The 12738-nt window shown below is 53.9% G+C and carries 11 protein-coding genes; 9 read left to right on the top strand and 2 right to left on the bottom strand.

Going from position 1 to position 12738, the window contains the following annotated elements; translation table 11 throughout:
- Positions 1 to 12: 12 nt before the first annotated feature.
- On the bottom strand, positions 13 to 2331 hold the full coding sequence (locus ABE504_RS29165) for a glycoside hydrolase family 2 TIM barrel-domain containing protein (RefSeq protein ID WP_430095642.1): 2319 nt from the start codon (positions 2329 to 2331) through the stop codon (positions 13 to 15).
- Positions 2332 to 2529: 198 nt separating this feature from the next.
- Here ABE504_RS29165 and ABE504_RS29160 point away from each other — a divergent pair, with 198 nt between their 5' ends.
- Positions 2530 to 3759: a helix-turn-helix transcriptional regulator gene (locus ABE504_RS29160; protein ID WP_430095639.1), complete on the top strand. Its 1230-nt coding sequence runs from the start codon at positions 2530 to 2532 to the stop codon at positions 3757 to 3759.
- A 144-nt stretch (positions 3760 to 3903) separates the two neighbouring features.
- Here ABE504_RS29160 and ABE504_RS29155 read toward each other — a convergent pair whose 3' ends face one another.
- Entirely contained in the window at positions 3904 to 4668 is a 765-nt protein-coding gene (locus ABE504_RS29155) for a pirin family protein (protein WP_430095636.1), read from the bottom strand.
- Between the two features lie 184 nt (positions 4669 to 4852).
- On the opposite strand from ABE504_RS29155, the gene ABE504_RS29150 reads away from it, so the two are divergent.
- The 8 genes from ABE504_RS29150 to ABE504_RS29115 all read left to right on the top strand — a co-directional run bounded on the left by ABE504_RS29150 (position 4853) and on the right by ABE504_RS29115 (position 12736).
- Entirely contained in the window at positions 4853 to 5269 is a 417-nt protein-coding gene (locus ABE504_RS29150) for a BlaI/MecI/CopY family transcriptional regulator (protein ID WP_430095633.1), read from the top strand.
- Positions 5270 to 5271: 2 nt separating this feature from the next.
- Positions 5272 to 6111 carry a M56 family metallopeptidase gene (locus ABE504_RS29145; protein WP_430095630.1) on the top strand — a complete coding sequence of 280 codons (840 nt, stop codon included), beginning with the start codon at positions 5272 to 5274 and terminating at the stop codon, positions 6109 to 6111.
- Positions 6112 to 7063: 952 nt separating this feature from the next.
- Complete coding sequence (locus ABE504_RS29140; RefSeq protein WP_430095627.1) at positions 7064 to 7687, top strand: DUF2231 domain-containing protein; 624 nt, start codon at positions 7064 to 7066, stop codon at positions 7685 to 7687.
- Between the two features lie 149 nt (positions 7688 to 7836).
- A complete protein-coding gene (locus tag ABE504_RS29135; protein ID WP_430095624.1) occupies positions 7837 to 8091 on the top strand; it encodes a hypothetical protein in 255 nt (84 codons plus the stop codon).
- Between the two features lie 280 nt (positions 8092 to 8371).
- Entirely contained in the window at positions 8372 to 9073 is a 702-nt protein-coding gene (locus ABE504_RS29130; RefSeq protein WP_430095742.1) for a response regulator transcription factor, read from the top strand.
- A complete protein-coding gene (locus ABE504_RS29125; protein WP_430095621.1) occupies positions 9051 to 11243 on the top strand; it encodes a histidine kinase dimerization/phospho-acceptor domain-containing protein in 2193 nt (730 codons plus the stop codon). The genes ABE504_RS29130 and ABE504_RS29125 overlap by 23 nt, the downstream gene beginning before the upstream one ends.
- A 100-nt stretch (positions 11244 to 11343) precedes the next feature.
- Positions 11344 to 11601, top strand: a complete 258-nt coding sequence (locus tag ABE504_RS29120; RefSeq protein ID WP_430095618.1) for a hypothetical protein — start codon at positions 11344 to 11346, stop codon at positions 11599 to 11601.
- 436 nt (positions 11602 to 12037) lie between these two features.
- Entirely contained in the window at positions 12038 to 12736 is a 699-nt protein-coding gene (locus ABE504_RS29115; protein WP_430095615.1) for a PspA/IM30 family protein, read from the top strand.
- Positions 12737 to 12738: the final 2 nt, after the last annotated feature.

Here is a 12738-nt window from a genome sequence, read left to right as displayed (position 1 = left end):
CAGAAAGGGAAATCAGGATGCAGGGGAAGCGGCAGGCTTCCGAATCGCAGTTAATTCCTTATTCATGGCATACATGAGCGTCTCCGTGAACAGATCGGCGGCCATCGAAGCGAGCATGTCAATCTTCATGCCCTTGGTCATGCCGAACATTGGGTGCTCGGCGAAGTTGCCTAAGTATTTTTCTAGAATGGCGCGCGCTTCTGCGTGCTCCATCATTTCGCCCATCGAGCAGCGCGTGGAGAAAACGTCATCGGTAATAACCAGCTCCTCGACGGTGATATGCGTCAGCTCGGGCACCTGGAACCAGTTCTGCACGAAGCCGCCTTTTTCTTCCGGCGCTTCATAGCTCGGATTGGCCTCCGCGACCAGCTGGAACCAAGCGGTATCTTTATAGGCGAGTCCGTTAGCTACCGCTTCGACTTTGATTTCGTTCAACCCGCTCGTCAAAGCGACATCCGGGAAAACGAATACCCGCTGGCCGCCGGTCATCACCGCTGCCTTGGCGCCATTGACGTAGAGTGTTACGTACTCGCAGTTTGAGTACACTTTGACCGCAATCCGTTCATCCGGGCGGTCGATGTATCGTTTGCTGGCGATGTGCGCGAATTTCTCCGCAGACCAGTGCGCCTTGTAAAGGTAGAAGGCGTCTTTTTTGATTTTGCGGTCGTAGGTGACAAGCCCTTTGTTGTTGCGGCCCTTCACGCCGCCCTCATCGCGGATGTTGGCCCCGAAGTCGAACATGTTCCACACATAAGTGCCCCACAGAAACGGTCTGGCGGCAAAAATGTTCCACACGGTCTCGTGGTACAGCGCGTGATATTCTTCGGAGTAATCTTTGACCTTCGGATCGGTATTGTGATATTCGATAATGCCCTCGGCCCCATACTCCGAAATGCTCAGCTTCACGCCGGGATTGACCCGGTGAAAACCATCGATCCACGCGGCAAAATCCTCTGCCTTCCCGTTGTACCAGCCGTAATATTTGTTATACCCGATCACATCGGTAACGTAGTTGTATGGATCGGTATCCTCGACGAACATTACGTTCGCCATGGTCGAGAGGCGGGTCGGGTCCTCCTGCTTTGTCAGTTCGTTCAGCTCGCTGACGAGCTTGCGGAGTGCGGGTGAATCGCCGCCGATCTGAATTTCATTTTGAATGCCCCAGAAGACGATGGACGGATGGTTGTAATTTTGCCGGATCAGTTCGATCATTTGCTGCTTAGCGTTTAGTCCTTCCAGCTCGTGCTTCGACATGACGGAGATGAAAGGAATTTCTGCCCACACAACCATGCCTTCCCGGTCGCAAAGGTCGTAGAAATAGGCGTCATGCTGGTAATGCGCGAGTCGGATAGACGTTGCGCCGACCTCACGGATCAGCGCCATGTCCTCGTCATGCTCTTTGCACGTAATCGCCCAGCCCATATCTTTGCGGTCCTGGTGACGGGATACGCCGTGCAGAGGCAGATGCTTCCCATTCAGGAAGAAGCCTTGCTCCGGATCGACGCTGAAATAGCGGACACCGAATGGAATGGACAGCTCGTCAATCGTATCGTTATAGCTGATGATCGCCACGTTCGCGGTATAGAGGTGCGGCTGCTTGAGGCCGTTCCACAGCAGGGGCTGTGCAAGGGTAACGGGCTGCGCTATGGTTTGCGTCGTACCGGCAGGCAGTACCGCTTCGCTTGCGGCATAGGCGACGGCCTGGCCGTCGGCGGCTGTAATCGTAGTCCAGAGGCGCACTTTTTTGGGCGTATCGTCGGTGTTGACCAATTGGGTCTTGACGGTCAGCGCCGCGCGCTCGTTCGTGACTTGCTCCTGCACGATATACACGCCGCTGGAGCCGTAATCCATCAGATCGATATGAACGGGGCTCACGACGATCATGTTCACATTGCGGTAGATGCCGCCGAAAAAGGTGAAATCGGCCATCTGCGGATACACATCGTCCACGACGGTGTTGTCGACCTTGACGCTGAGTACGTTATCTCCGCCGATCTGCAGCGCCTCCGTCATGTCGAAGCGGAACGTCGAATAGCCGCCGCGGTGCTGGCCAAGGTGCTGTCCGTTCACATAAACGTCCGCAATGCTGTTGACGCCTTCAAATTCGATGTAAACGCGTTGGCCTTGCGCAGCCGTGTCGACTGCGAACGTTTTGCGGTACCAGCAAGCACCTTTGTAAAAATCAAAGCCGTTCGCACCGTCGATCGCGTTCCAGGTGTGGGGGAGGTTGACGGACTCCCAGCCGCGGGGATCAAACGGAATCTCGTGCGCAGCGGGTTGGCCCTGCTTGGTGAATGTCCAGTTGGCGTTCATATTTATCTGTTTTCGCATAGGGAACATCATCCTTTTCTAACAGAGTAAGTGGTGCATATCATGGCGTTGGAAACGATTACAGATCTAATCGTAAATGATTTTCGATGTTTTTAATCGCACGATTTTGCTTGAAATAGCATAATTATTGCATGTTGGTAGTGGAAAGTTTTATGATGGTGGCAGAATGAAAGCGGAACAAACGAGGAGGGTGTGCCGATGTCAGAAGCCGCGATGGAAGCCTTGCTTATGCAGAAAACGGTGCATTTGGTGCACCATTTTACAAAAATGGATACCCGGTTTGTGGATCGGGAAGGTCGAGCAGCCGTGCAGCTTGTCGATCATCTCCTCCCGGCGGCGCTGGAGCCTGCGGGCAGCATGTACCCGACGCTTCGAGGGATGTTGGAGGAAACTAGTCCGGCCACCTGCTTGTACTATATCAACGTGTACGGGTTGGAATATATCGCATCGGCGGTATGGCGGGAGGGGCAGTATGGAGGTTTTCTGCTCGTCGGACCGTATTTATCGGGCATGCCGGATTCTGATTGGATCAGCGACATCATCGTGCGCAATCAACTTCCGGTCAGTGAGCGCAAACAGCTTCAGGCGTTCTACCAATCCCTGATGGTCGTGGGCTCCAATGAGACGAATCGGATGGGCGATCTTCTGGTCAATCTGTGCGGTCATCCGTATCGGAGCGCGGAGCTGCTGACGCCTGTGGTGATTCAGCCGGTGCTCAGCAAAGAGCAGCAGGAGAACCATATTGCGGCCAATCTGTCGATTATCGAGGCGCGGTATGCCCATGAGAAAAAGCTGATGGACGCCATTGCCCGCGGCGATAAGGCCGGGTTACGCAAGCTTCAGGCTGAGATGGGAAGCTTGTTTCAACTGCCGGACCGCATTCCCGAAAGCCCGATCCGTTCCACCAAAAATTTGCTCATCACGCTGAACACGCTGTGCCGAATCGCCGCGGAGCGGGGCGGATTGCACCCGGTGTATCTGCACCATATCTCCGAGAAATTCTCGATCACGATCGAACGGTCCGCCAACCTGCCCCAGCTAAAAAAAATGAGTACAGTCATGCTGGAGGAATACTGTGATGCCGTTAGTGAGAAGTCCACTCAGGGCTTCAGCCTCGTGGTCAAGCAGGCGATAAACCATATTGACTTCCATGTGGCCAAGCCTTTGTCGCTGCAGGAGATTGCGGACGAGATTCACGTAAATGCTTCCCATCTGTCACGCAAATTCAAACAGGAAACGGGCATGGCGCTCACCGATTATATTCAGCGGCAGCGGGTGCAGGCCTCCAAGCTGTATTTGCGTCGGGGCGGCATCCCGATTACGGAAATTGCTTTTATGGTCGGTTTCAATGATGTGAATTATTTTACCCGGGTGTTTAAGCGGTGTGAGGGCATGACCCCGACGCAATACGCGAAGGAGAGCCGGTAGAACGGGACTGCCTGGAGTAGGGCAGGATTTTTTTCGTCAAAACGCCTCCCTTCCCGCTTGAAAGCGGAGAGGGAGGCGTTTTTTTGCATCTCAGGATGCATGCACATGGCGGACGAGAGTGGTTGTCAATTTTGCCGTGCACAATTATTTTCGGTATAGCGGATAGCCGGGATCGGTTGGCACATCAATGGCAATCAGCCGCAATGCTTGGTCTGCCGCCGCTTGGAACAGAAGCGGTTTGCCCTCCACTGGCGCTTCTGTCACAACAAAGTCCTTGTGCGAGAGCGCCGTTTCCTCATCGCCGGTAATGGTGCCGCTGCCGCGGATGACGAGGAAGGCCAGCGAGCGGCCTGCTTCCAGAGAGTAGCTGTAGTCGGCTCCTGCCGCCAGTTCCCAGTCGTAGAGGCGGACGTCAGCGTCGATGGCAATTGGGGATTGACTGCCGATCACGGTTTTGGCGGTTACCCCGTCTACTTGCGCCGTTGGCAGCTCTTCGTGGTTATATTGGCGGTAGGTGGCCGGCTTTTTACCGGATTGGCTCAAGTGCGGCTCGAACCAGATCTGCATGGCTTCGCTGCCGGCCCGACGGAACGCTTCGGCATGGTAGACGCCCGAGCCTGCTTGAATCACCTGCGCGCCGCCGTTCGTTACGGTTTCCAGGGACCCGAGTGAGTCACGGTGCTCGACCAGACCGTCGATGACGTACGTGACGATTTCAAAAGCTTTATGCGGATGCATGCCGATCTCCGACACGTCAGACGCTTTGCCCCATGCCCAGTAAAATAAAGGGCCAACCCGGTCTACGGCCGTTTTTTCACCGGGAAAAGAGATTGCACGCTGTTCTACAAACTTGCCGCCGTCGAAAGCACCAGTGCCTTGTTCCTCTACAGAAAATACGCGAATCGCCATATCTATGCACCTCTTTGCTATATATTATTTAACGACTTACTTTATGTAAGTATTATATGACTTCTTTCTCTCCCTGTCAAAGGGGGATGGTTGGCATGCTTCATAATCACTTCGAGACCGCGACCAGCGCTTGACTTCCTCCCAGCGGCACCTCTACAATCTAATTAGTTAGGAGCGTGTACGTATGAAAATGCAGAGTTTTAAGCTGAAAGAAACGGGCTTGAACCGCTTTTTCGGTCCGCTGGAGGCCCGGATTATGGAGGTTCTGTGGTCGGCTGAGGCGGAGCTGACGATTAAGGATGTCCAGCTCAAATTGGATGAGGATAAAGTTATGAACTTCAACACGGTGATGACGGTGATGAATCGATTAGTGGACAAGGGCATTTTAAGCAAAAACGCGGAGAGCCGCTCTTCGAAATACAAGCCGGTCGTCACGAGAGACGCCTTTATGGAGACACAGTCGAAAGAGCTGACGTACGACCTGATCGAACAATTCGGTCCGCTGGCCGTCACCCATATGGTGGATGCGCTGGACAAGGTCGACCCGGAGCTGCTGGATCAACTGGAAGCGCATATCAAACTTTTGAAAAGGGATCGATAACGATGACGGAATCGCGATTCAAATGGCTGTACGCGGCAGTTCTTGTCGTTAGTGGTCTAGTGCTTTGGCAAATGCTGCAGTATGTGATCGGGCATCTCCTCCATCTGAGGCCGACGCGCAATTTGTTTGATTTGTGCTTTATTGTCTTTAAATATTTGCATCTGCCGGCGCCTTTCGCGATGGTGTTTGTGAATGTGCTCATTACCGGGACGTGGGGCACGATTGTGTGGCTATCCGCGCAGCATGCATGGGCCGCCTTCAAAGCAGGCAGATTCATCCGGAAGCTACATGCGCCGGAGCAGAGCCGCTCGATTGCCGCCGTTTATGGGCTTCGGCCGGAGCAAATGCGCATTATTCGGCATGCGTCGCCTTTGGCGATGACCGTGGGGCTATGGCGGCCGCGCATCGTGCTGTCGACAGGTCTGATCGCCATGCTGGAGGAGAGCGAGCTGCACGCCGTGATCGAACATGAGAAGTGTCACTTACGGTATCGAGATCCGCTGGGGATTTTTCTGCTGACCGTCCTCTCGAAGGCGATGATCTACATTCCCATGTTTACGTGGATGGCGCGCAAGTATCCGATTCTCATCGAGCTGCGCGCCGATAAATACGCGATTGGGCAGATGGCCCAATCAGCGGATTTGGGCAGTGCGCTGCTGAAAATGCTGCGCGTGAAGACGACATGGCCGATCACGATGTCGCATGCGTCTTTTGCCGAATCGTCGATGAATCTGCGCATTCGTCACATTCTTGATCCGCAGCTCCCGCTGGACGTGCGGTGGCCGGTCACCCGCCTCGCGCTTTCCGTCGCGGCGCTGGTGGTACTGCAGGGGCTGATCTAGCCCCTGCGCTTAACCGTTGGGGGGCTGTGCCGCCCAACGCCAAAGAGGCCTAGACCTGACTGACGCTCGGCCAACATGTATCATGTTGCCGGGAACCGGGGTCTAGGCTTGTTTGTGCTGGCGCCGCGCCTCGGGCGGCGGCGCTGCATGGCGAGCGCGGGCCCGGCCCGCTCGCCATGCGCCCAGGCAGGCAGGCCGGAGGGCTGTGCCTGCCTGAGCGCCAGCGGCGACATTCGCCGCTGAGCAGCGGGATGCGAGCCCGATGTATTTGGATCGGGGGTGATCCAATCCTGCGAATCTGCAGGCATTCTGGGCTGGAGCCCTCTTTTTGAGCAGATTCAGCTCCAAAACCTGCTTTACCGCAGGCATTTTGCGGAAAATGCCATTGTTGCGGAGCAATTCCTGCATAATCGCAGAACTACGCAGCTCGCTATCCCTATGATCGACAGTCTAACGGTTGTAGGGAGACTGTCGATTAATTGTTTATACTTTGAGATTCTGCGAGAGAACACAAAGTGTATACGAATAGTCATATATAATGTGCTGCATTCACATAAAATCAATCAATTCTATTCGAAATATCATACACATTTCGTGATTTGAGGCCTGATTTTGAATATGTATTCGAAAAATCATATACATTCTGCGTGTGTCCGTTCATGGATAAAGCTGGCCACAATTAATCGACAGTCTCGTTGCAACCGTTAAGTTTGTTTTCAGGGCGTTTGAGCCCAAATAAGCTCGCCGGCATCCGTTAGCCCAGACCCAGCCTGCGGTTTCTTGTCCCACCTAAGTAGTAGTCATAATCGCAGGAACTAACTTGTCAACCGCGCCAGATACCCGATCAGTCATGCGACGTTTGCTCGCAATCAGATAAAACATTTGACAAGCCCTTCCCTTTAACACTACACTATGTAGTGTGCAATATTTTCCAAGTGGTGGAGGGATCTCAGTGGACTATATCATTAAAAATGCACATTTTATTTTTACACACGTTCCGATTGCACTTTTGATTTTTAGCTTTGTATTTGACGTTTTGGCGCTGATCTTCAAAAAAAAGGAATGGCATGCGGCCGGTATGCTTTGCTTGGTCGTGGGCGCGCTTGGCGCGATCGCCAGTGTGCTGACAGGGCCGAACTCTCCAAATCCGGGGGTCAGCGCGCATGAAAAATTCGCACAGATCACGATGCTGCTGTCGATTGCACTGGCAGTCGTTCGTGTCGGCTTTCTCGTGTGGAAGAAGCTGGAGCTCGGCCGGAACCTGATTTATCTGGTCGTGTCGCTTGCCGTGGTGGTGTTGGTGAGCTATACCGGGCATCTTGGCGGTAAAATGGTGCACCGCGACATGCAGGGCGGGCCGGGCATGGGGCAATTCGGCGGGCCGAATGGCGGTGGCGGACCGAATGGGCAGCAAGGTGGACAATTTGGTGGGCAGCGGCAAGGCGGACCTGGTCAGGGTCAAGGCGGAGCAGGTGGCCAAGGTCAAAACCAAGGCGGTCCTGGCGGCACCGGAGGCGCAGGTGGCGCAGGCGGGCAAAACCAAGGCGGACAAGCGTCCTCCGCGCCTGCCAAGTAAAGTCGCCGCGCACATCGGCCGTCGCTGAAGAAGCGTAAGGTGCACGGCCCTGCGCCGGATCAGCATGCGGCCGTCCACGCATAAAATCAAGCGCATTGTCTCAACCTAGCAAGGTATGCCATTATGCTTGAGGAGGTCGCTGACGCACTATGTCGCAACAAGATTCCAGTCTACAATCACAAAATCCGATTTCTTCCGCGCAAAACTCGGTCGATAACGTGCACAACGCTGTGTCCCATGCGCTGTCGCATCCGACAGCACAGACGGAGGCTGAGGCGCTGAACGCCATCGAACAAGCGAACAATGCACTTGTTCAACTCAACGATCAGTCTGATCGCCCTGAGGTACAACAGGCCAATGAAGAGCTTGATGAGGAAATCAATCGTCTGAACAATTTGCAGTAGGCATCGCTAGGCCTTGAACCTCTTGTGGTTCAAGGCTTTTTTGTGGCCCGTGCCCAGGGTGTTGCAATTTCACATCAGCAGCTCCACGAACAGGCTGTTTTCCTATGGAAAACGGCTTTTTCCGCCTGCCTTCGTATGCTACACTAACTCTACCAACTCTCATAGTAGACTTCTCTTCATAAATTCGTAAGATTTGTATCCGATTTTTCGTAAACTATGTGGATTACCATTAGGCTTGCACGGGAGCAAGAGAGAATAGATGACAAAGGGTGCGTGGAACGTGACGAAATACCGGGTGCTGGTGGTCGATGACGATGTCGACATTCAGGAAGCGATTGAAATCTACTTGAAAGGCGAAGGCATGGAGGTCGTCAAGGCGAACAATGGCCGCGAAGCGCTCCGGATGCTGGAGGAGAAGGAGATTCATCTGGTGATCCTCGACATCATGATGCCGCAGATGGACGGGATTCAAGCGACGTTCAAAATCAGGGAAACCTGCAACGTCCCGATCCTCATGCTTTCGGCGAAAACGGAGGACACGGACAAAATCCTCGGGCTGAATGTCGGCGCCGACGATTATTTGACGAAGCCGTTCAATCCGCTGGAGCTGATCGCCAGGGTGAAGTCGCAGCTGAGACGCTATACGGCACTTGGGCATTACGGGGCGGAAGCGTCCGAAGCCGGGGAACTGTCTGTGCGAGGGCTTGTCCTCAACCAGGTGACGAAGGAAGTCACGGTGGACGGTGAAGAGGTGCGTATGACCCCGACGGAGTTCAAAATTTTGGAGCTGCTGATGGTGAACAAAGGGCGTGTTTTTTCAATTGATGAAATTTACGAGAAGGTATGGAAAGATCCTGCCTTTAACGCCGAAAACACCGTAGCCGTACACGTCCGAAGAATCCGGGAAAAAATCGAAATCAATCCGAAAGATCCGAAATATTTGAAGGTGGTGTGGGGCGTTGGTTACAAAATGGAGAAGTAGATCGGTCTCGCTTGTCCTGCTCGGCGCTGTCGTTGTGATGTGGACGCTGACGCTGTTCGCCGCGGCGAATGTGTATCGGGACAGCAAGTATTTTGGGGCGGACGCGTACTTTAAAAGCGAGGATTTTGAGCGCGAAATCAGCAATGTGTATGCCCTGATTCAGCAGGTGCATATCGTCGCGCCGCATTTCAGCGAGAAATCGCCCCAAGAGCAGATCGGGAACAACAGCTACTACAACCTGGAGCAGGATGCGCAGCGCTTAGTGCAGGACCGTTGGAACAATATTCAGCAGAAATATGATTCGCGGATTGACACGGCCAAAAACGGGGGAGACAACGACGAAGTCGACCGGCTCGAGGCCGAAATGGACGCGAAGCTGCAGGAGTTGACGAAGGAGAAGAACGCGGCGTTCGAGGAGAAGTTCAAAGCCGCCGTCGAGGCGAAGCAGAAAGATTTTGCCGTGGCGAGGAAAAATTTGGACAGCTATAAAACCTCCGTGTACTACACGGTGAAAAACGAAAGAACGGCGGAAACGTTCAGCAATGTGTCGAACGATGTGTGGCAGAAAGCGCAGGCGCAGCACAGTATGATGCATACCGTGGAGCTGCCGAGCCGGGAACTGCGCTATTTGAACCTTTATGGGGCGGACCCCATGAGGGGCACTCTCTATATTCTATATCCGACCATCGGCAGCGGAAATATTCAAAGCGATTATCTCTCGTACCTTTCGATGCAGCGGGAAGCGAAGAATTCGGTTTACTTATTCGGCGGCATTCTCCTCCTCACCTTGGCGCTGAGCACGTATGTTGCCAAATATCGCAGGGCTGACTTCTCCACAGAGGTCTACTGCAGGGTGATGGCCCGTGTGTTTCCGCTCGATGTTCGGGCGTGGGCGACGTTTATTGCGGGAGCTGCGCTGTTTGGCATTGTGATGGAAAATGACGTGTTGTACGTGGCGCCAACGTATGTCAGTTTGTATCAGGTGCTCGTCGTGGCGCTTGCGGCTGTGCTGCTGCTGATCGTCTGCAGCGGTCTGCGCGGGGCGGTGAAGCTGCTCCAGGACCCGGAAATGCTGGCCTGGGAATGGCAGCGCAGTCTGACGTCCTCGTTCTGGCACACGCTTCAAGACTCGCTGGAGCAGCGGGGCTTGTGGTTCAAGCTGCTGGTGTTTACGCTGATCGTCGGCATCATGGGCTTTTTGCCGGTGGTGGTCGCAGCATCCGAAGCGGAAGCCGTCGTTGTCGTCTTCACGTTCGGCTGGTACATTCTGTTCCTGCTCATCGTGCTGCCGTACCTGATGCGCAAGGTGAAGCAACTGCGGGCTATGATCCGAGGCGTGGAGCAAATGGCGCAGGGGAACTTCGACGTGATGCTGCCCGCCAAGGGCCGGGGACAACTCTCCCGAATGGCGATGCATATCAACAATATGAAGTACGGGCTCCAACTATCGCTGGAAAAACAGCGGGTGAGCGACCGGCTCAAAACCGAGCTCATCACGAACGTGTCTCACGATCTCAAGACGCCGCTGACGTCTATCATTAACTATGTGGATTTGCTGAAAAAAGAAGGCTTGTCCGGCGAACAGTCCGCCCACTATCTGGAAGTGCTCGACCGGAAGACGCAGCGGCTCAAAGTGCTCATCGAGGATCTGTTCGAGGCCTCCAAAATGGCCAGCGGTGCCACCGAGCTTTACTGGGAAAAAGTCGACGTCGCCGCGCTGCTCACGCAAGCGCTGGCTGAGTTCAGCGATAAGATCGAGGCGTCTTCGCTGACCTTCCGCGTGAACGTACCCTACCCGCACATGTATGCGATGCTGGATGGCAAAAAAACTTGGCGCGTCTTCGAGAACCTCATCGCCAACGCGCTCAAATACGCCCTGCCAGGCACCCGGGTGTATGTATCCCTGATGGAAGATGCCGAGCGCATCACCTTCATCATCCAAAACATCTCCCTGCACGAGCTGAACTTCGACGCGCAGGAGCTGTTCGAGCGCTTCAAGCGCGGCGATCAGTCGCGGCAAACCGAAGGCTCGGGCCTCGGCCTCGCCATCGCCAGAAGCATTGTCGAGCTGCAGGGCGGCACGCTCGCTATCGACATCGACGGCGACCAGTTCAAGGTGATCGCCGTGTTCGAGAAGCGCCTCGAGCTGGCGGAGCGCGCGGAGGGGTGAAGGGCGCAGCACAAACAAAACTCGATCTCGGACGCTTGTCCGGTCGAGTTTTGTTTGTGTTATACTGAGATTAATAATCGAGGTCGCAGGAGGGATTGGCATGCGATGGGAAGAGGTACAAGAAAAGTTTCCTGAAGAATGGGTTGTATTTGAGGCTGTAGAAGCTTATTCGCAAGATGGATTTCGTTGCATCAATTCCGTGAATGTGATTGACTGCTACGAAGACTCACTCGATGCCATGCAACGATATAAGCAATTGCACAAGGATCAACCTCGGAAGGAAATTTATTTTCTACACACGTCACGTCCGGATTTGAAGATTGAAGAGAAATGGGTCGGGTTCAAGAGATGGCGATAAATCTAAGACTGCTGCACGGATTACCCATAGTTGGTATTGATGTTGCTTTCTTGGGACGACAACTTCGTCTAGAGAATGTCTTGCTTGATACCGGATCGGCCGGAACTATTTTGGATGCGGACAAGGTTGCATAGAAATCGGGGCAATGGATTATGGGATAGAAATTGACGGTATCCTTGGATTTGATTTTATTCGGACAGCAGGACTTATCATTGATACTAATAAAATGCAGATATATGCGAGCAATTGAGCCGCTTCCCCAAACGACCTCAGCACCATGAGGGTTTTCCAAACGACGCTCCCCCCCCCTATCCTTTCAAAGGACAGCCCTCAAACGGCTGTCCTTTTTGCCTTCTCTTTACGCCCACTTTATGAAATGTTGTGGAATTTTCTGTTATACTGAAACCAATGACGCCTTTCGAAGGAGGAACTTGTTATGGGGATCTTATCGAGGTTTAGGGACGTGATGAAGGCCAATATGAACGGCTTATTGGACCGGGCGGACGATCCAGAGAAGGTCGTGGATGCGTATATGCGCAGCTTGAACAGCGATCTGGGCCAAGTGAAAGCGGAGACGGCTGCGTTGCTGGCGGATGAGAGCAGGGCGAAGCGGGAGCTGGACGAATGCAGCGCCGAGATCAAGAAGCTGCAGCGCTATGCGGAGAAGTCTGCGGAGTCGGGCGAAGATGAGAATGCGCTTAAGTTTTTGGAAAAAAAGGCGAAGCAGGCGGAGAAAGGGGCGGAGTTGCAGGCCGCTTATGACCGGGCTTCTGCAAAAGCAACGATGATGAAACAGATGCAGACGAAGCTCGTTTCCGATCGGGCGCAGCTGGAAGCGCGGTATGCGGAGCTGAAAGGCAAGCTGGCGGCTGCCAAAGTGCAGCAGCAAGCGAATGAAAGCAACTACGCTGCAGGCCGTGCAAGCGCTGCTTTTGACGCGATGGAAGAGAAAGCGAACCTGGCTTTAAACGAGGCCCTGGCGTTGGCTGAACTTAGAGCGGGGACCCAGGAAGACGATCTGGATGTGTTAATCGCTCAGCTCGAGAAGGATGCCAACGTGGGTACGGCTGTAACTGCGGCGACCCGTGTGGAAGATGAGCTGGCAGCAATCAAGGAGAGACTGAAATCGAGGTGAAT

The sequence above is a fragment of the Paenibacillus oryzisoli genome (assembly GCF_050467285.1).
Lineage (GTDB): Bacteria > Bacillota > Bacilli > Paenibacillales > NBRC-103111 > Paenibacillus_E > Paenibacillus_E oryzisoli_A.
The sequence above is the reverse complement of the archived record's forward strand: the minus strand, read 5'-3'. Positions and strand labels throughout refer to the sequence as shown.

Excerpts from the sequence above, each read along its gene's own strand:
- ABE504_RS29135 (WP_430095624.1), top strand. The coding sequence starts at position 7,837 with ATGTCGCAACAAGATTCCAGTCTACAATCACAAAATCCGATTTCTTCC.
- ABE504_RS29115 (WP_430095615.1), top strand. The coding sequence starts at position 12,038 with ATGGGGATCTTATCGAGGTTTAGGGACGTGATGAAGGCCAATATGAAC.
- ABE504_RS29145 (WP_430095630.1), top strand. The coding sequence starts at position 5,272 with ATGACGGAATCGCGATTCAAATGGCTGTACGCGGCAGTTCTTGTCGTT.
- ABE504_RS29155 (WP_430095636.1), bottom strand. The coding sequence starts at position 4,668 with ATGGCGATTCGCGTATTTTCTGTAGAGGAACAAGGCACTGGTGCTTTC.
- ABE504_RS29165 (WP_430095642.1), bottom strand. The coding sequence starts at position 2,331 with ATGCGAAAACAGATAAATATGAACGCCAACTGGACATTCACCAAGCAG.
- ABE504_RS29150 (WP_430095633.1), top strand. The coding sequence starts at position 4,853 with ATGAAAATGCAGAGTTTTAAGCTGAAAGAAACGGGCTTGAACCGCTTT.
- ABE504_RS29160 (WP_430095639.1), top strand. The coding sequence starts at position 2,530 with ATGTCAGAAGCCGCGATGGAAGCCTTGCTTATGCAGAAAACGGTGCAT.
- ABE504_RS29120 (WP_430095618.1), top strand. The coding sequence starts at position 11,344 with ATGCGATGGGAAGAGGTACAAGAAAAGTTTCCTGAAGAATGGGTTGTA.